Origin of the sequence: Dryocola clanedunensis subsp. sulfonylureivorans, from assembly GCF_016756775.1 — a bacterium.
GTDB classification, from domain to species: Bacteria; Pseudomonadota; Gammaproteobacteria; order Enterobacterales; family Enterobacteriaceae; genus Dryocola; species Dryocola clanedunensis.
Genome location: NZ_JAERMU010000011.1, coordinates 96,668 through 114,577 on the forward strand (window position 1 = coordinate 96,668; position 17,910 = coordinate 114,577).

Genomic DNA, 17,910 nt, shown 5'->3' on the forward strand with positions numbered 1-17,910 from the left:
TCTCACTTAAACCAGTTCGCGATTCAAAACCAATGCCAGCAGCGCCTGGCGAGCAAAAATGCCGTTGCCTGCCTGCTGGAAATACCAGGCGTGCGGCGTCTTATCCACGTCGGTGGTGATCTCATCCACGCGCGGCAGCGGATGTAGCACCTTCATATTTTCGCGAGCGCCTGCCAGGTCCGCCGCGCGCAGCACAAACTGCGCTTTCACATTGGCGTATTCGGACGGATCCAGACGCTCTTTCTGTACGCGGGTCATATACAGAATGTCCAGCTCGGTGACCACGTCGTCGATGGCCTCATGGCTGCTCCACTCAATGCCTTTCTCATCCAGCATATCGAGAATGTACTTCGGCATCGCCAGGGCGTTCGGCGCGATAAAGTAGAAGCGGTTGCCGCTAAATTTCGCCAGCGCCTGGGCCAGAGAGTGCACGGTGCGGCCATATTTCAGGTCGCCGACCATGGCGATATGCAGATTTTCCAGACGCCCCTGGGTTTCCTGAATGGTGAACAGGTCGAGCAGGGTTTGGGTTGGGTGCTGGTTCGCACCGTCGCCCGCGTTGAGAATCGGTACATTGCCGGAGAACTCTGTTGCCAGGCGAGCCGCACCTTCCTGTGGGTGGCGCATCACGATGGCGTCAACGTAGGTGCTGATAACCGAAATGGTGTCGGCCAGCGTTTCGCCTTTCTTGCCCAGCGACGTATTGCTGCTGTCAGAGAAGCCGACAACCGAGGCGCCAAGACGGTGAATGGAGGTTTCGAAAGAGAGGCGCGTGCGGGTTGAAGCCTCGAAGAAGCAGCTGGCGATAACCTTGTGCTTAAGCAGCTCCGGCTGCGGGTTTGCCTTAAGCTTAGCCGCGGTAGACAGCACCAGTTCAAGCTCTTCACGACTGAGATCGTTGATGGAAATGATATGTTTTTGATAGAGCGGGTTAGTCATGCTTATCTCCTGTTCTCGGCGTCGGGCAAAAAAAAAGCCCCTCAACGAGGGGCCTTTGGAATTGATTGAAGCAGCGGAAAGAAAAACGGGGTCGCATCGTCTTTCAGACGACGAGGTGTGACAGCTTTTTGAACACACTGGACCATGCTTCCTCCCGGCAAATTGTGGCGCATTATACGCGCGTGGTTGAGCTTGGCAAGCGGGAACTTCACACTTTTTTATACATGGGCAATCGGTTGCTGTGAATACTCATGCAATTTCATGCAGGCCCAGCGTCTGGATAATCCGGCGGTGAACCAGCGGCGTTTTTTTCACTTCGCGCGGGGCTATCCACACGACGCTGCTGCCCGCGACGACGCCTAAAATCTCTGGCAGAGCGCGGTAATCAAGAATCTTTGCCACGGCGCGGCCATAGCCTGCCACGGCGTGAATCATAATAAATTCGGCGTTATGCTCGACGCTTATCACCATCTCTGCCACCGAGCGGGCGGCGTCCGGCTCTGGCTGCTCCTGAGGATTCAGCGCATAGATTTTTTGCCCTTTGGCGTTGCGCATTTTAATGACGCCCAGCACCTTCAATAGCCGGGATACCGTGGACTGGCTGATTTCGGTAAAGCCGTGGCGCTGCATATCCCGGCGCAGCTCTTCCTGAGAGTGGTAGCTTTTATGGACGATGAGCCGCTGGCAGAGTGTCAGCTGGCTCAGCTCTTTTTCGGAGGTTGTGCGGGAGATCCTCATCGTATTCACCATTCCATGATTTTACTGGGGATTAATTTACGCCATTTATGAATTTATTCTGTTTGATCGGTCTGACTTTGAGATTTTAACTTGCTAAAAATATTGCAAAAAAACCTCATCCCAGAACGAATCGCCCCTTTCGGGGCGAATAGTGGATTAAGCAATCTGTATAGCTCCGCTGATGACCAATTTTAGCGTCCAGGCAGCGACCAGCAGCAATGCCACCACAATGGCCCACTCATAACTTTTTAGCAGCGTCTGACCCTGCTGCTTTTTCTGCCACAGGAAAACCAGCAGCCCCGGGGTGAACAGCAGTGAGCTGAGCAGCATCGAGTCCCCGGCGGCATAGCACAGCCAGAAACCGTACACGGTGGCGATAACTCCCAGTACTATGCCGCCGGTGCGGGACTCCCCGTTTTTATAACGTTCACCAGTCCATGCCAGCTTCAGGCCGTAGGCGGCGCTGAACAGATAAGGAGGCAGGATTGCCGCAGTGGCGATGGAAAACAGCGCCTGGTAACCGGCCTGATAGAACAGCGTCAGGATGAGAAAAAGCTGGATTAAACCGTTGGTGATCCACAGAGAAAACGATGGGGAGTGGCGCGCATTTTCTTTAGCAAAGACTTTCGGGAAAATACCGTCGTTAGCGGCCACGCGGGGCAGCTCGGCGGCAAATAGCGTCCAGGCAAGCAGCGCTCCGGCAACTGACAGAATCACGCCACCGGCAACGAATTTTGCTCCCCAGGGGCCGACCACATTTTCCAACACGCCTGCCATTGAAGGGTTTTTCAGTCCGGCAAGCGCTGCCTGATCCAGGATCCCCATCGACAGCACGCTCACCAGCACGTAAATCGCCAGTGCGCCCAGCAGCCCAATCACCGTGGCTTTACCGATATCGCTGCGGTTTGCCGCGCGGGCAGAAACCACCGTTGCCCCTTCGATGCCGATAAACACCCAGGTGGTGACCAGCATGGTGTTTTTCACCTGATCGAACAGCGCCGGTTCTTTGCCGTCGACCAGCATCATGCGCCCCCAGAAATCGGCGGTGAATACGCCGATTTTAAAGGCGATCAGCACGGCGACGATAAATACCAGCAGGATCACTACTTTCACGACGGTCAGGATCGTATTGATATAGGCAGCTTCCCGCACGCCACGCAGCACCAGCGCGTGAACCAGCCACAGCACCACCGACGCACCGATAATCGACGGCAGGTTGTTCCCGTCACCAAACACCGGGATGAAAAAGCTCATCGCGCTGAACAGCAGGACGGCGTAGGAGACGTTGCCGAGCCAGGCAGAGAACCAGTAGCCCCAGGCTGACTGGAAGCCAATAAAATCACCAAAACCGGCACGGGCGTAGCTGTAAACCCCACCTTCAAGCTCCGGGCAGCGGGAGCTAAGATTCTGATAGATAAACGCCAGGCAAAGCATCCCGACGCCGGTAATCACCCAGCCGATGAGCAGCGCACCGGGTGACGCAACGGAACCAAAGTTTTGCGGCAGGCTGAACACCCCGCCGCCAATCATTGAACCAATGACCAGCGCAACCAGCGCGCTGAGCCCTAATTTTTTTTCTGTGGTCGCGGACGTCGCTGCGACATCCCCGTGGGTAACATCGGCCATTTTCCTTTCCTCCTGCGGACTCTGCCGCACGAATGCACATCCGGCGGCGAGGGGATCCCCGCCGCCGGTGGGGATTACTCTCCGAGCGTGGCAACCATAACGGCTTTAATGGTGTGCATGCGGTTTTCCGCTTCGTCAAAGACGATGGAGTTCGGGGACTCGAAGACCTCTTCGGTCACCTCCAGCCCTTTCAGGCCGTACTCGGCTTCGATCTCTTTGCCCACTTTGGTCTGCTCGTTGTGGAAGGCGGGCAGGCAGTGCATAAACTTGACGTTCGGGTTGCCGGTGGCTTTCAGCACGCTGCCGTTCACCTGGTAAGGGGTCATGATGCTCACGCGCTCCGCCCAGGCTTCTTTTGGCTCACCCATCGACACCCAGACGTCGGTGTAGAGGAAGTCGACGCCCGCCACGCCTTCTTCCACGCTGTCGGTCAGCATGATGCGGCCGCCGGTTTCTTTGGCGATGGCCCGGCACTGTTCCACTAGTTCAGCCTCCGGCCAGAAGGCTTTTGGCGCGACCAGGCGGATATCCATGCCCATCTTCGCCGCGCCGACCATCAGGGAGTTACCCATGTTGTTGCGGGCATCGCCAAGATAGGCAAAGGCGATTTCCGGCAGCGTTTTCTGCGGCGCGTGTTCCAGCATGGTCATCAAATCTGCCAGGATTTGCGTCGGGTGGAATTCGTTGGTCAGCCCGTTCCATACCGGCACGCCGGCAAACTCACCCAGCTCCTCGACGATGTCCTGGCCGAAGCCGCGATACTCGATGCCGTCATACATCCGGCCAAGCACACGGGCGGTGTCCTTCATGGACTCTTTATGGCCAATTTGCGAACCGCTTGGGCCGAGATAGGTCACCTGCGCGCCCTGATCAAAGGCGCCTACTTCAAAGGCGCAGCGAGTGCGGGTAGACGTTTTCTCGAAGATCAGCGCGATGTTTTTTCCGGCCAGCGTTTTCTTTTCGGTACCGGCTTTTTTCGCGGCCTTCAGGTCGCGCGCAAGATCGATCAGGTACTGGATCTCGGCAGGCTTGAAGTCCAGCAGTTTCAGGAAGTTGCGGTTTTTCAGGTTGATGGTCATTGTCTCATCCTTAATTTTTTGGTGGATGGCGCTATCGCTTATCCATCCTACGAATCGGTAAATTTTCCAGGTCGGGAAAGCGCAGCGTCTCCCGACATGATTTCGGAGATTACTCGCGGATCAGCGTGCCTTTTTCACCGGCCAGAATTGCCGGGCCATCCTCCAGCGCGCCAATTCCGGCGATGCCGTGGCACTGGGCGACGAATCGGCTGCAGGCGGCGACCTTCGGCCCCATAGAGCCTGCATCGAACTTCATGCCGTCCAGCTCCTGAGGGGTGATGTGGCTAATCGGGCGCTGTGCTGGCGTACCCCAGTCGAAGTAAACCGCGTCGGCGTCGGTAAGGATCAGCAGGGCGTCGGCTTCTATCTGGCGGGCGAGCAGGGCGGCGGAAAGATCTTTGTCGATCACCGCTTCAATGCCGTGGTAGCCGTCGGCTTTCTCCACCACCGGCACGCCGCCGCCGCCGTTACAAATCACCAGGTGATCCCGCTGGATAAGCGCGGTAATCGCATCGCTTTCCACAATCCGTTTTGGCTGCGGCGACGGCACCACGCGGCGGTAATACTGGCCGTCCGCCTTCACTGACCAGCCTTTCTCCGCGACCAGCGAGTCGGCCTGCGCTTTGTCATACACCGGGCCGATGTATTTGGTCGGGTTCTGGAACGCAGGATCTTTGGCGTCCACTTCCACCTGGGTCAGCAGCACGCTGACTTCCCTGTCAGGCAGATGGTTTTTAAGCGACTGCTGAAGCATGTAGCCGATCATTCCCTGGCTCTCGGCACCGAGAATATCGAGCGGGTAAGGCGAAACTTTCTCATAGGCACTGTTCTGCAGCGCCAGCAGCCCCACCTGCGGGCCGTTTCCGTGAACCAGCACCACGCGCCATGAGTTGGTGAGCTGTGCGATAGTTTTAGCCGCCAGATCGATATTTTTACGCTGCGTGTCGGCTTCCAGCGGCTCGCCGCGTTTCAGCAATGCGTTGCCGCCAAGCGCCACGACCAGGGTTGGTTTGTGTTCCATTTCGTCTTCTCCTTGCCTCAGATACCGTCACGTTCAAGCGGGCAGCTCATGCAGCGTGCGCCGCCGCGGCCACGGCCCAGCTCGTCGCCCGGAATGGGCAGCACGGTGATCCCGGCCTTGTCGTATTTTTCGTTGGTCCAGATGTTGCGCTCGTAGCCGATGACCACGCCCGGACGCACGGTCAGCACGTTGTTGGCGTCATTCCACTGCTCGCGCTCGGCTTCAAAGGCGTCGCCGCCGGTAGTGATCAGGCGCACCTGGTCGATACCCAGCGCCTGTTCAATGGCGTGCAGCAGGTTTGGTTCCTGGTGGCGCTTAATGCCGCCTTTGCCGTCCGGCGTCAGCGTCCAGCACTGGGCGTCTTTGCGAACCACTTCCGGATAAACGGAGAACGTGTCGAGATCGATATGGGTCATTACCGTGTCGAGGTGCATACAGGAGCGGTGTTTCGGCAGTTCAACGGCGATAACGCGAGTTGCCTGCTGGTGTTTGAATAATGATTCAGCCAGAAACTCGACGCCCTGCGGCGTGGTGCGTTCGGAAAGCCCGATTAATACCGCGCCACGACCAATCACTAATACGTCCCCGCCTTCCAGAGTGGCATGGTCATAATTAATATTGTCGTCGCCGTAATATTTAATAAAGTTGCCGTCGGTAAACGCCGGATGCCAGCGATAAATCGCGCGAAGGTTATTTGTTTCACGCTGACGAGCGGCTTTTGCCATCGGGTTAATTGATACGCCGTTATATATCCAGCAGGAGGTGTCTCGGGTAAATAAATGGTTAGGCAGCGGCTTCATAATAAAGTCAGTGGCCTCGTGAGTATCCACAACCATATTGTGAATATAAGTAGGGATTTCGCCGTAGGTCAGCCCACCGCTCAGGTGACGGGCAAGCTCACGGTGCGGCATATCCGCCAGCCAGCCGCGAATATCAGAGGCGAAGGCTGGTCCCAGCCGATAGTCGGAGATCTGCGTCTCCAGTAGCCAGGCTTTGGCATCAATCACATCCAGCGTCTGGGTTAATAAATCAGTCAGAAGTAAGACTTCGACGCCTTCACCGCGTAACGTATTGGCAAAAATATCGTGCTCTTCCCCGGCACGCTCTACCGATAAAACATCATCAAATAAAAGCTCCTGGCAATTGGAAGGCGTCAGTCTTTTCAGGCTGAGATTGGGGCGATGCAGCATGACGCTGCGTAATTGTCCAATTTCGGAACCGACATAATGTTTGTCCATGACTTTACCTTTTCATTAATCCACAGATAAGAATGCCTGTGATGCAAATTTATTTGCACCGGAGTTGAAATATGTTTGTCGTCTTGCTTGAGGATGTATCTTAATTTCCTGACAACTATTTAATGTGAGGGTTATCACGCGGGCAAGGTGGTTTTCTATTCTCTGATAATTAATTGATAAGGGTCAGATAATAATAAATGAGCGATGGGTAATGAATGAATAAATAAGCGTTGTGATGCCAGTTTTATCTGAATGCTGTTAAAGTAATGTTATTTTATACAAAACGGTGAATTTCATAACCGACTGAATATAAACATTATTTTTGGTCTTGATGCATAACTATGCGGCCAGGTAATACTTTCATCCCAGGCGAGAAATTAAACCGCAGATAGTTATGATTGAATTTGCACTTATTGACGTGATCTAAAACGTGATCGCGGGTTTGTTTTTTATCACAGCCTTTAATTATCAATATGATAGGCTCATTCTCAAATCGAGAAATTTTCAGGTTATGCTCAATTCCTGCATAAAAACCTCAGCGCCGCCGCCGGGCCGCGGCAACTTTTGCGATAACTATGCGCCAGCGCGAATTTTGGTAAAAAAGCCGTAGCCAGAGAAGGGGAACTTTCGTATAAATACGATATTAAAACATCGTTTCAAAATGGAGTTGAGCATCATGATTATCGGTAATATCCACTCTCTGCAAAGCTGGCTGCCTGAAGAGCTACGCCTGGCTATCGAATACGTTAAGCAACACGTCACGCCGCAAACGCCCCCCGGCAAGCATGATATCGACGGCAACCGCCTGTTCATGCTGGTCTCCGAAGACAGCACCGAGCCGTTTGCAGATCGCAGGGCGGAGTTTCACCAGCGCTATCTCGACATTCAGATTGTCATGCGCGGCCAGGAAGGCATGACCTTCAGCTGTTTGCCCGCCGGTACGCCGGATACGGACTGGCTCGCCGAAAAAGACATCGCGTTCCTGCCGGAAGGCGAACAGGAAAAAACCGTCGTGCTAAGCGAAGGGGATTTTGTGGTGTTTTATCCAGGAGAGGTACACAAGCCGCTGTGTGCGGTAGGAAAGCCGGAGACCGTGCGTAAGGTAGTTGTTAAGCTTCTGGTCGCATAAAACGGTGTCGGATGGCGCCAATGCTTATCCGACCTACTGTACCGAAAGTCGTTGTAGGGCGGATAAGCGTTAGCGTCATCCGCCAATGATTTCTATCCCTGAACCAACGTCGCGACCATCACCGCCTTAATGGTGTGCATGCGGTTCTCCGCCTGATCGAACACGATGCTATGCGATGATTCAAATACTTCGTCCGTGACCTCCATGCCGCCTTTCAGATCGTACTGCTCAGCCATCTGCTTACCCACTACGGTCTGGTCGTCGTGGAACGCCGGGAGGCAGTGCAGGAACTTCACCTGCGGATTGCCCGTCAGCGCGAGCATCTCGCTGTTAACCTGATAGGCGCGCAGCAGGGCGATACGCTCGGCCCACTTCTCTTTCGCTTCGCCCATCGACACCCACACATCCGTATAAATGAAGTCTGCGCCTTTTACGCCAGCGGCCACATCTTCCGTCAGGGTGATCTTACCGCCGGTTTGTTCTGCCAGCGCCCTGCATTTCGCAACCAGATTTTCGTCCGGCCAGCAGGCCTCCGGGGCCACAAGGCGTAAATCCAGCCCGGTCAGCGCGGCGGCCTCAAGCATTGAATTACCCATGTTGTTACGGGCGTCACCGGCATAAACCAGCGTCATCTCTTTGAAGGATTTGCCCGGCAGATGCTCCTGCATGGTCAGCAGGTCCGCCAGCAGCTGGGTGGGATGGAATTCGTTTGTCAGGCCGTTCCATACGGGCACCCCGGCAAACCCGGCCAGCGTTTCGACGATCTCCTGACCGTAACCGCGATACTGAATGCCGTCGTACATTCTGCCCAGCACCCGGGCCGTGTCCTTAATTGATTCTTTATGCCCAATCTGGCTGCCGCTTGGGCCGAGATAAGTGACGCGAGCGCCCTGGTCATAAGCGGCAACTTCGAAAGAGCATCGTGTGCGGGTTGAGTCTTTTTCGAAGATGAGCGCGATATTTTTTCCGGTAAGCTGCTGAGTCTCTGTGCCTTTTTTCTTGTCGGCTTTAAGCTTCGCGGCGAGGGTCAGTAATTCGTTGAGCTGGGCCGGAGTAAAATCCAGTAATTTAAGAAAGTGCTTTTGATAAAAGTGACTCATCTTTTCCTCACATGGCTCATGCCACTTATTGAATTAAAATTCAATTTATATGGATGGATATTCATTTGCAACCCCCGTATCGCAAATCTTTCGCGGGAAAGGTGGAGGCAAACCCATGCGTGTGTGAAAATAGAAGTATCTGCCGACAAACTGAGGAAAGGGCCATGGCAAATCCAGAACTGCTGGAAGAGCAGCGCGAAGAGACGCGTTTGATTATTGAAGAATTACTGGAAGATGGCAGCGATCCGGACGCGCTGTACACCATCGAACATCACCTTTCTGCAGACGATTTCGAAACCCTGGAAAAAGCAGCGGTTGAAGCGTTCAAAATGGGTTATGAAGTCACCGACCCGGAAGAGCTGGAAGTGGAAGAGGGCGAAACCGTCATCTGCTGCGACGTGCTGAGCGAAAGCGCCCTGAAAGCTGAGCTGCTGGACGAGCAGGTTGAACAGCTGCTGAACCTCGCCGAGAAATTTGGCGTGGAGTACGACGGCTGGGGGACTTATTACGAAGACCCGAACGGCGAAGAGGGTGAAGAGGGCGACGAAGACGATCTCGTGGATGAAGATGACGACGGCGTGCGTCACTGATCCTTACCATGCAGCGGCGCCAGCCGCTGCATGACTTTATAACGCTTTTATCATTCTCACTTCGCAGTCTACGTGTCCGGTACAGCCCAGCGGCTCGGAAATGTGCTCAAAACCAAGACGCTCATATAAAGCGATGGCTTCTGTCAGGAAGGCCGTGGTTTCCAGATAGCAGCGCTTAAAACCTTCTTCATGGGCAAAATCCATTGCCTGCAACGCCAGGCGTTTCGCCAGCCCTTTGCCGCGCACCACGGGCAGGAAATACATTTTCTGTAGCTCACAGATATCGGGTTCGCTACAGCTCAGTGGCGCAACGCCGCCGCCGCCGACGACCTTACCTTCCATCTCCACGACCCAATACGCGTGCCCGGGCCTGCTGTAAACCTGGAACAGCTCGTCGAGATTAGGGTCCGCAACGGTGTAGCCTTTGTCGGCGGTTAGCCCATATTCAGCGGAGACCTGGCGGATCACGCGGGCGATAGCGGCATTGTCATGTGGTGTGATCCTGCGCAGGGCAAGACCAACCGGAGCTGCGATAGTCATAAATTTGGCTCGTGTTACTTTTCGACAGATGTTGCGAGTTAATAACACTCTCTTTTGCAGGGTGCAAGTAGGCAAACCGTACTTTTGAAAAACAAAAAGGCCGGGAATCATCCCGGCCTTCAGACGGATGACAAACCTAAAGCGAATGAGTTTCGCAAAGATCTCACCGAATAAATAACAAGGAAAATCAATTTATTGATTTTCGCCTGCTTAACACAAAGAAGGAAAAACCACGTTTTTTCCTTCTTTGTCAGCAATATAAGGCCGGGAAATTTCCCGGCCTTCGCTTTTCAACTTAGCGGTTACAGCGCGGCAATAACAGCCTGCTGCTCGATAAGCTTAGCTTTGGCATCGGCGAAGCCTGCCAGACGCTCGCGCTCTTTTGCGACCACATCCGCTGGCGCACGCGCCACAAAGCCTTCGTTTGAGAGCTTGCCTTCGATTTTGCCAATCTCAATTTCGATCTTAGCGACTTCTTTGGCCAGACGTTCAATCTCGGCGGCTTTGTCTACCAGGCCTGCCATTGGGATCAGCAGCTCTGCACCGTCGATGATTTTGGTCACGGAAACCGGACCTTTGTCATCCACCGGCAGAATGGTGATGCTTTCCAGGCGGGCCAGGTTCTGCAGGAAGGTGCGGTTGTCGGTTACGCGACGGATCGCCTCTTCGTTGCAGCCGCGCAGCAGCACGTCCAGACGCTTGCTCGGCGCGATGTTCATTTCGGCACGGATGTTACGCACCGCGGTGATCACGTCTTTCAGCCATTCGGTATCAGAGAACGCAGCTTCATCGTCCTGCGCGCTGTTATACGCCGGGAACGGTTGCAGCATGATGGTATCGTCAGTGATGCCTTTGAACGTTTTCACGCGCTGCCAGATGGTCTCGGTGATGAAAGGAATAATCGGATGCGCGAGACGCAGCAGACCTTCCAGCACGTTAATCAACGTATTACGCGTGCCGCGCAGCTCGGCCTCTGTTCCGCTGTTCATCACCGGCTTGGTCAGCTCCAGATACCAGTCGCAGAACTGGTTCCAGGTGAATTCGTACAGGATGTTAGCCGCGATATCAAAGCGATAGGTATCAAGCGCTTCGCGATATGCCTTCACCGTGCGGTTGAACTCGGCCAGGATCCAGCGATCCGCCAGCGACAGAACCATCTCGCCGCCGTTGAAACCGCAGTCCTGATCTTCAGTGTTCATCATCACGAAGCGGCTGGCGTTCCACAGCTTGTTACAGAAGTTACGGTAACCTTCCAGACGCTTCATGTCCCAGTTGATGTCGCGACCGGTTGAGGCCAGCGCCGCCAGGGTAAAGCGCAGGGCATCGGTGCCGTGCGGCTCGATGCCGTTCGGGAACTGCTTCTCGGTGCGCTTGCGGATTTTCTCCGCCAGCTGCGGCTGCATCATGTTGCCGGTACGCTTCTCGAGCAGGTCTTCCAGGGAGATGCCGTCAACCATATCCAGCGGATCGATAACGTTACCCTTGGACTTGGACATCTTTTGCCCTTCGTCGTCGCGGATAAGGCCGGTCATGTAGACAGTTTTAAACGGCACCTGCGGCTTGCCGTCTTCATCTTTGATGAAGTGCATGGTCAGCATGATCATGCGGGCAATCCAGAAGAAGATAATGTCGAAGCCGCTGACCATCACGCTGGTCGGATGGAAGGTGCGCAGCGCTTCGGTGTTCTCTGGCCAGCCGAGAGTGGAGAACGTCCACAGGCCGGATGAGAACCAGGTATCCAGCACGTCTTCGTCCTGGTTCAGCGCAACGTCTGTACCCAGGTTGTTTTCAGCACGCACTTCCGCTTCGTTGCGGCCCACGTAGACGTTGCCTTCGGCATCGTACCAGGCCGGGATGCGGTGACCCCACCACAGCTGACGGGAGATACACCAGTCCTGAATATCGCGCATCCAGGAGAAGTACATGTTTTCGTACTGCTTCGGCACGAACTGGATGTCGCCTTGCTCTACCGCTTCAACGGCAACTTTTGCCAGCGGGGCAGTGCGCACGTACCACTGGTCGGTGAGCATTGGTTCGATAACCACGCCGCCACGGTCGCCGTACGGTACGGTCAGGTCGTGCGGTTTGATTTCGTCGAGCAGGCCCATTTCGTCAAATTTCGCGACGACGGCTTTACGCGCGGCAAAGCGCTCCAGTTTCTGGAACTCAGCCGGGATATCGCTGCTGTAAACGGTAGATTCTTCGCCGTTGGTATCGAACACTTCCGCCGCTTCACGGATATCGCCGTCGAAGGTCAGAATGTTGATCATTGGCAGGGCGTGGCGGCGGCCAACTTCGTAGTCGTTAAAGTCGTGCGCAGGCGTGATCTTCACGCAGCCGGTGCCTTTTTCCATGTCGGCGTGTTCGTCGCCAACGATTGGAATGCGGCGGTTAACCAGCGGCAGCACCAGGAACTTACCGATAAGATCTTTATAACGCGGATCTTCCGGGTTTACGGCCACGCCGGTATCGCCCAGCACGGTTTCCGGACGGGTTGTTGCCACGACAAGGTAATCTTTACCTTCGGCGGTTTTCGCGCCGTCGGCCAGCGGATAACGCAGGTGCCACATGGACCCTTTAGACTCGCGGTTTTCAACTTCCAGGTCGGAAATGGCGGTGCGCAGTTTCGGGTCCCAGTTTACCAGGCGCTTGCCGCGATAAATCAGGTCTTCTTTGTACAGGCGGACGAACACTTCTTTCACCGCGTTGGACAGGCCATCGTCCATGGTGAAGCGCTCACGCTCCCAGTCTACGGAGTTGCCAAGACGACGCATCTGACGGGTGATGGTGCCACCAGACTCTGCCTTCCACTGCCAGATTTTATCGATAAAGGCGTCGCGACCATAATCGTGGCGGGTTTTCCCCTCTTCGGCGGCAATTTTGCGCTCGACGACCATCTGGGTCGCGATGCCGGCGTGGTCAGTCCCCGCCTGCCACAGGGTGTTTTTCCCCTGCATGCGCTGGTAGCGGATCATGGTGTCCATGATCGTCTGCTGGAAGGCGTGACCCATATGCAAGCTGCCGGTGACGTTCGGCGGTGGGATCATGATGCAGAAGCTTTCCTGGCTGGTATCGCCATTTGGCTTGAAGTAGCCCTGCTCTTCCCAATGCTCGTAAAGCGGCTGTTCGATATCTTGCGGGTTATATGTCTTTTCCATTGTCTGCTATGTCGTTCCCGGCGGGGTATGAGTCGCCGTAGTCAAGTGGAAACCAGCGACGCGATACGCTTTATAGCGTTCACGGGCCAATTGTTTTTGAGTGTCTTCGTAAGGGACGAAGTCTATCACTTCATGGAAAGCGGTGGCAAAATCTGCGAACTGTGGCAACAGGCTTATCAGTATATCGCGAGATGAGCTGCCGCGTCGTGCGGGCCAGGCAAGCTCAACCGGAGCGCCATAACGCGGGCCTTCGCCGGCGAGGTTATGGGGCACAAAGGCGCTGGCATCGCGCTGCCAGAGCGCTTCGTCCAGGCGGATGGCCTGCTCTTCATCTACACAGGCAATCAGCAGGCGCTTACCTGCCCGAAAACATTCTGCCGCAAGTTCACACACCAGCTGCTCGACAGCATTTAGCCCATCAAGATGGGTGTCGTTATCCAGCAGGTAGAACGTCGCGTTTTTCATTTTACTCGCATCTTTCGATTTAGCCGTTTCGTAGGGTGGATAAGCAAAGCGTCATCCACCATTTTCTCTACAAAATTATCGCTTACTCTTCGCCGTTAAACCCGGAACGGTTCAACAGGAACTGCGAAAGCAGCGCCACCGGACGGCCAGTCGCCCCTTTGGCTTTACCAGAACGCCAGGCTGTGCCTGCGATATCCAGGTGCGCCCAGTTGTACTTACGGGTAAAGCGGGACAGGAAGCACGCGGCGGTAATCGCCCCGCCCGGGCGGCCACCGATGTTCGCCATATCGGCAAAGTTGGAGTCCAGCTGATCCTGGAACTCATCGGCAATCGGCAAACGCCATGCGCGGTCGCCCGCCTGTTCGGATGCGCTGATTAGCTCATGAGCCAGCGGGTTGTGGTTGGACATCAAACCGGTGATGTGATGGCCCAGGGCAATCACACAGGCACCGGTCAGCGTCGCCACGTCGATAACCACTTCCGGTTCGAAGCGCTCAACGTAGGTCAGCACGTCGCACAGTACCAGACGGCCTTCCGCATCGGTGTTCAGCACTTCCACGGTCTGGCCGGACATGGTTGTCAGCACGTCGCCCGGACGATAAGCGCGGCCGCCAGGCATGTTTTCACAGCCCGCCAGCACGCCGATGACGTTAATCGGCAGGTTCAGCTCTGCAACCATGCGCATCACGCCGTACACGGACGCCGCACCGCACATGTCGTATTTCATCTCGTCCATGCCTTCGGCAGGCTTGATGGAGATGCCGCCGGAGTCGAACGTCAGCCCTTTGCCAACCAGCACAATCGGGCGGGCATCCGGTGAATGATTACCTTTGTATTCAATCACCGACATCAGTGATTCATTCTGCGAGCCGTCACCCACCGCAAGGTAGGAGTGCATGCCCAGCTCTTTCATCTGCTGTTCGCCAATCACGCGTGTGACAACGTTTTTGCTGAAAGAGTCCGCCAGCTGGCGCGCCTGAGAGGCGAGGTAAGCCGCGTTACAGATGTTTGGCGGCATATTGCCAAGGTCTTTGGCTGCTTTGATGCCTGAAGCGATAGCCAGGCCGTGCTGGATGGCACGCTCGCCGCTGGTCAGCTCACGGCGAGTTGGCACGTTGAAGACCATTTTACGCAGCGGACGACGCGGTTCACTTTTGTTAGTTTTCAGCTGATCGAAGCTATAAAGCGACTCTTTCGCCGTTTCTACCGCCTGGCGCACTTTCCAGTAAGTGTTACGGCCCTTAACGTGCAGCTCCGTCAGGAAGCAAACCGCTTCCATCGAGCCGGTATCGTTCAGGGTATTGATAGTTTTCTGGATAACTTGCTTATACTGACGTTCATCCAGCTCACGTTCTTTACCACATCCGATGAGCAGAATACGCTCTGAGAGCACGTTCGGAACGTGGTGAAGCAATAAAGTCTGGCCTGCTTTTCCCTCAAGCTCACCACGGCGCAACAGGGCGCTGATGTAGCCATCGCTGATTTTATCGAGTTGTTCGGCGACCGGGGACAGGCGACGCGGTTCAAAGACACCCACAACGATGCAGGCACTGCGCTGTTTCTCTGGGCTACCGCTTTTTACACTGAACTCCATGCACTACGCTCCTGAATCTTAAAGACAACGGCGGTGGCTACAGCTAGAATTGCAAGCTCTCGTAACACAGATCCGCTATTGCGATGACTTCGTGTTAATCTTAACGAATGTTTTTGTACGGTTTCGGCAACGTCAGTTAAAACATCCTGTGGCATCATATCGCCAGGCTGTTTAATCTTAGCGATGTTTTCGACGACTCAAGAGAATAAATGACGTATAAGCGATGAAACAAGCGATTTTCCTGCAAAAAGACTCGTTTTCACAGGCGTACTTAATGTGATTATCATAAGATATCTGGTTCGGGAGACGCTCAAGAGCCAACTTGCGATCCTCTTTATCCTGCTGCTGATCTTCTTTTGTCAGAAGCTGGTCAGGATCCTCGGTGCGGCCGTTGACGGCGATATCCCGACAAATCTCGTTCTTTCCTTATTAGGTTTGGGTGTGCCTGAAATGGCGCAGCTGATCCTGCCTCTGAGCCTGTTTTTAGGGCTATTGATGACGCTCGGTAAACTCTACACCGAAAGCGAAATCACGGTAATGCATGCCTGTGGTCTGAGTAAAGCCGTACTGGTCAAAGCCGCGATGATCCTCGCACTCTTTACCGGTGTGGTTGCGGCGGTCAACGTCATGTGGGTCGGCCCCTGGTCCTCTTTGCATCAGGATGAAGTTCTCGCAGAAGCGAAAGCTAACCCTGGCATGGCGGCGCTGGCTCAGGGCCAGTTCCAGCAGGCGACGGACGGCAACTCGGTGCTGTTTATCGAAAGCGTAGCAGGCTCCACTTTTCAGGACGTGTTCCTCGCCCAGCTGCGTCCTAAGGGCAACGCACGTCCTTCGGTGGTGGTGGCCGATTCAGGTCAGCTCTCCCAGCGCCCGGATGGCTCACAGGTTGTGACGCTCAATACCGGTACGCGTTTCGAAGGGACTGCGATGCTGCGTGATTTCCGCATCACCGACTTCAAAGACTACCAGGCGATTGTCGGCCATCAGGCTGTTGCGCTTGACCCCGACGATGCCAGCCAGATGGACATGCATACGCTGTGGCAATCGGACAAGCCAAATGCTCGCGCCGAGCTGCACTGGCGTATCACGCTGGTGCTGACCGTGTTTATTATGGCGCTGATGGTGGTGCCGCTCAGCGTGGTCAACCCTCGTCAGGGCCGCGTGCTGTCAATGCTGCCGGCGATGCTGCTGTATCTGGTCTTCTTCCTGTTGCAGACGTCGCTCAAGTCGAACGCCGCGAAGGGAAAAATCGACCCGTTCATCTGGATGTGGCTGGTGAACCTGGTCTACTTTGCCATCGCCGTGGTGCTGAACATCTGGGATACAGTGCCGATGCGCAAGTTTCGTGCGGGCTTCAGTAAAAAAGGAGCGGCATAAATGTTTGGCGTACTCGACCGTTATATCGGTAAAACCATCTTCACCACCATCATGATGACGCTGTTCATGCTGGTGTCGCTGTCGGGCATCATCAAGTTTGTCGACCAGCTCAAGAAAGCGGGGCAGGGTTCCTACTCTGCTTTAGGGGCCGGGGTTTATACCGTCCTCAGCGTGCCGAAAGATATTCAGATCTTCTTCCCGATGGCCGCGCTGTTAGGCGCCCTGCTGGGACTGGGGATGCTGGCACAGCGCAGCGAGATGGTGGTCATGCAGGCGTCGGGCTTTACCCGTATGCAGATAGCCCTTTCGGTAATGAAAACCGCGATTCCGCTGGTGCTGCTGACCATGGCAATTGGCGAATGGGTGGCGCCGCAGGGTGAGCAAATGGCCCGTAACTATCGCGCCCAGCAGATGTATGGCGGTTCTTTGCTGACGACACAGGAAGGGCTGTGGGCGAAAGATGGTGACAACTTTGTCTACATCCAGCGGGTGAAAAACGACAACGAACTGGCCGGCATCAGCATTTACGGTTTCAACAAAGAGCGTCGTTTGCTGAACGTTCGTTATGCCGCGTCGGCGAAGTACGATATGGAACATAAGGTCTGGCGTCTGTCCCAGGTGGATGAATCCAACCTGACCGATCCGAAGCAGATCACCGGCTCCCAGACGCTGAGCGGCGAATGGAAAACCAAGCTCACGCCGGACAAACTGGGCGTGGTGGCGCTGGACCCGGACGCGCTGTCGATCAGCGGTTTGCACAATTACGTGAAGTATCTGAAGTCGAGCGGGCAGGACGCGGGGCGCTACCAGCTGAACATGTGGAGCAAAATCTTCGCGCCAGTGTCGGTGGCGGTCATGATGCTGATGGCTCTGTCGTTTATCTTCGGGCCGCTGCGAAGCGTGCCGATGGGCGTACGAGTGGTGACGGGGATCAGCTTCGGCTTTGTGTTCTACGTCCTCGATCAGATCTTCGGGCCGCTTAGCCTCGTGTACAACATCCCGCCAATCCTTGGCGCGCTGTTGCCGAGCGCCAGCTTCTTCCTGATAAGCCTCTGGCTGATGATGAAGCGCTCCGGCTAATGGTGTCGGATGGCGCTGCGCTTATCCGACCTACGGGTCGGTATAAGTCGGTAGATAAGCGCAACGCCATCCACCAATAAAGTCCGATGCCGCATGTGATGTAGGGTAGATAAGTGCAACGCCATCCACCAATAAAGTCCAATGCCGCATGTGGTGTAGGGTAGATAAGCGCAACGCCATCCACCAATAAAGTCCGATGCCGCATGTGATGTAGGGTAGATAAGTGCAACGCCATC

Annotated in this window: 16 protein-coding genes; 4 read left to right on the forward strand and 12 right to left on the reverse strand. The window is 55.1% G+C overall.

The window, feature by feature from the left end:
- Positions 1-6: 6 nt before the first annotated feature.
- The 7 genes from pyrB to arcA form a co-directional block, all read right to left on the reverse strand.
- A complete protein-coding gene (pyrB, locus tag HYQ67_RS13285) occupies positions 7-939 on the reverse strand; it encodes an aspartate carbamoyltransferase (protein WP_202304152.1) in 933 nt (310 codons plus the stop codon).
- Between the two features lie 41 nt (positions 940-980).
- A complete protein-coding gene (locus HYQ67_RS13290; RefSeq protein ID WP_431355441.1) occupies positions 981-1,112 on the reverse strand; it encodes a pyrBI operon leader peptide in 132 nt (43 codons plus the stop codon).
- A gap of 76 nt (positions 1,113-1,188) precedes the next feature.
- Positions 1,189-1,677 carry an arginine repressor gene (locus HYQ67_RS13295; RefSeq protein ID WP_202304154.1) on the reverse strand — a complete coding sequence of 163 codons (489 nt, stop codon included), beginning with the start codon at positions 1,675-1,677 and terminating at the stop codon, positions 1,189-1,191.
- A gap of 156 nt (positions 1,678-1,833) precedes the next feature.
- The gene (gene arcD / locus HYQ67_RS13300; RefSeq protein WP_202304155.1) at positions 1,834-3,303 is read right to left on the reverse strand and encodes an arginine-ornithine antiporter; all 1,470 of its coding nucleotides are present in this window, start codon (positions 3,301-3,303) and stop codon (positions 1,834-1,836) included.
- A gap of 74 nt (positions 3,304-3,377) precedes the next feature.
- Complete coding sequence (argF, locus tag HYQ67_RS13305) at positions 3,378-4,382, reverse strand: ornithine carbamoyltransferase (RefSeq protein ID WP_202304156.1); 1,005 nt, start codon at positions 4,380-4,382, stop codon at positions 3,378-3,380.
- Between the two features lie 109 nt (positions 4,383-4,491).
- Positions 4,492-5,403 carry a carbamate kinase gene (locus HYQ67_RS13310; RefSeq protein WP_202304157.1) on the reverse strand — a complete coding sequence of 304 codons (912 nt, stop codon included), beginning with the start codon at positions 5,401-5,403 and terminating at the stop codon, positions 4,492-4,494.
- 17 nt (positions 5,404-5,420) lie between these two features.
- Positions 5,421-6,641, reverse strand: a complete 1,221-nt coding sequence (gene arcA / locus HYQ67_RS13315) for an arginine deiminase (protein ID WP_202304158.1) — start codon at positions 6,639-6,641, stop codon at positions 5,421-5,423.
- Positions 6,642-7,317: 676 nt separating this feature from the next.
- On the opposite strand from arcA, the gene HYQ67_RS13320 reads away from it, so the two are divergent.
- A complete protein-coding gene (locus HYQ67_RS13320; RefSeq protein WP_202304159.1) occupies positions 7,318-7,770 on the forward strand; it encodes a YhcH/YjgK/YiaL family protein in 453 nt (150 codons plus the stop codon).
- Positions 7,771-7,862: 92 nt separating this feature from the next.
- On the opposite strand, the gene argF (HYQ67_RS13325) is transcribed toward HYQ67_RS13320, so the two are convergent.
- Positions 7,863-8,870, reverse strand: coding sequence for an ornithine carbamoyltransferase (argF, locus tag HYQ67_RS13325; protein ID WP_202304160.1), 1,008 nt, complete (start codon positions 8,868-8,870; stop codon positions 7,863-7,865).
- A gap of 164 nt (positions 8,871-9,034) precedes the next feature.
- On the opposite strand from argF (HYQ67_RS13325), the gene rraB reads away from it, so the two are divergent.
- Positions 9,035-9,460, forward strand: a complete 426-nt coding sequence (gene rraB, locus HYQ67_RS13330; RefSeq protein WP_202304161.1) for a ribonuclease E inhibitor RraB — start codon at positions 9,035-9,037, stop codon at positions 9,458-9,460.
- A 36-nt stretch (positions 9,461-9,496) separates the two neighbouring features.
- Here rraB and HYQ67_RS13335 read toward each other — a convergent pair whose 3' ends face one another.
- From HYQ67_RS13335 to pepA, 4 genes are all read right to left on the reverse strand, one after another.
- Positions 9,497-10,000 carry a GNAT family N-acetyltransferase gene (locus HYQ67_RS13335; RefSeq protein WP_202304162.1) on the reverse strand — a complete coding sequence of 168 codons (504 nt, stop codon included), beginning with the start codon at positions 9,998-10,000 and terminating at the stop codon, positions 9,497-9,499.
- Positions 10,001-10,302: 302 nt separating this feature from the next.
- A complete protein-coding gene (locus tag HYQ67_RS13340; RefSeq protein ID WP_202304163.1) occupies positions 10,303-13,158 on the reverse strand; it encodes a valine--tRNA ligase in 2,856 nt (951 codons plus the stop codon).
- A gap of 6 nt (positions 13,159-13,164) precedes the next feature.
- Positions 13,165-13,623: a DNA polymerase III subunit chi gene (locus tag HYQ67_RS13345; RefSeq protein ID WP_202304164.1), complete on the reverse strand. Its 459-nt coding sequence runs from the start codon at positions 13,621-13,623 to the stop codon at positions 13,165-13,167.
- A gap of 82 nt (positions 13,624-13,705) precedes the next feature.
- Complete coding sequence (gene pepA / locus HYQ67_RS13350; protein ID WP_202304165.1) at positions 13,706-15,217, reverse strand: leucyl aminopeptidase; 1,512 nt, start codon at positions 15,215-15,217, stop codon at positions 13,706-13,708.
- A gap of 276 nt (positions 15,218-15,493) precedes the next feature.
- On the opposite strand from pepA, the gene lptF reads away from it, so the two are divergent.
- Together lptF and lptG are read left to right on the forward strand one after the other, a co-directional pair.
- The gene (gene lptF, locus HYQ67_RS13355) at positions 15,494-16,594 is read left to right on the forward strand and encodes an LPS export ABC transporter permease LptF (protein ID WP_202304166.1); all 1,101 of its coding nucleotides are present in this window, start codon (positions 15,494-15,496) and stop codon (positions 16,592-16,594) included.
- The gene (gene lptG / locus HYQ67_RS13360) at positions 16,595-17,674 is read left to right on the forward strand and encodes an LPS export ABC transporter permease LptG (RefSeq protein ID WP_202304167.1); all 1,080 of its coding nucleotides are present in this window, start codon (positions 16,595-16,597) and stop codon (positions 17,672-17,674) included.
- Positions 17,675-17,910: the final 236 nt, after the last annotated feature.

What these genes read in the sequence shown, in the direction of transcription:
- rraB (WP_202304161.1), top strand. Translation starts at nt 9,035, where the DNA reads ATGGCAAATCCAGAACTGCTGGAAGAGCAGCGCGAAGAGACGCGTTTG.
- pepA (WP_202304165.1), bottom strand. Translation starts at nt 15,217, where the DNA reads ATGGAGTTCAGTGTAAAAAGCGGTAGCCCAGAGAAACAGCGCAGTGCC.
- pyrB (WP_202304152.1), bottom strand. Translation starts at nt 939, where the DNA reads ATGACTAACCCGCTCTATCAAAAACATATCATTTCCATCAACGATCTC.
- argF (WP_202304160.1), bottom strand. Translation starts at nt 8,870, where the DNA reads ATGAGTCACTTTTATCAAAAGCACTTTCTTAAATTACTGGATTTTACT.
- HYQ67_RS13295 (WP_202304154.1), bottom strand. Translation starts at nt 1,677, where the DNA reads ATGAGGATCTCCCGCACAACCTCCGAAAAAGAGCTGAGCCAGCTGACA.
- HYQ67_RS13340 (WP_202304163.1), bottom strand. Translation starts at nt 13,158, where the DNA reads ATGGAAAAGACATATAACCCGCAAGATATCGAACAGCCGCTTTACGAG.
- HYQ67_RS13310 (WP_202304157.1), bottom strand. Translation starts at nt 5,403, where the DNA reads ATGGAACACAAACCAACCCTGGTCGTGGCGCTTGGCGGCAACGCATTG.
- HYQ67_RS13290 (WP_431355441.1), bottom strand. Translation starts at nt 1,112, where the DNA reads ATGCGCCACAATTTGCCGGGAGGAAGCATGGTCCAGTGTGTTCAAAAA.
- arcA (WP_202304158.1), bottom strand. Translation starts at nt 6,641, where the DNA reads ATGGACAAACATTATGTCGGTTCCGAAATTGGACAATTACGCAGCGTC.
- argF (WP_202304156.1), bottom strand. Translation starts at nt 4,382, where the DNA reads ATGACCATCAACCTGAAAAACCGCAACTTCCTGAAACTGCTGGACTTC.
- HYQ67_RS13345 (WP_202304164.1), bottom strand. Translation starts at nt 13,623, where the DNA reads ATGAAAAACGCGACGTTCTACCTGCTGGATAACGACACCCATCTTGAT.
- lptG (WP_202304167.1), top strand. Translation starts at nt 16,595, where the DNA reads ATGTTTGGCGTACTCGACCGTTATATCGGTAAAACCATCTTCACCACC.
- HYQ67_RS13320 (WP_202304159.1), top strand. Translation starts at nt 7,318, where the DNA reads ATGATTATCGGTAATATCCACTCTCTGCAAAGCTGGCTGCCTGAAGAG.
- arcD (WP_202304155.1), bottom strand. Translation starts at nt 3,303, where the DNA reads ATGGCCGATGTTACCCACGGGGATGTCGCAGCGACGTCCGCGACCACA.
- HYQ67_RS13335 (WP_202304162.1), bottom strand. Translation starts at nt 10,000, where the DNA reads ATGACTATCGCAGCTCCGGTTGGTCTTGCCCTGCGCAGGATCACACCA.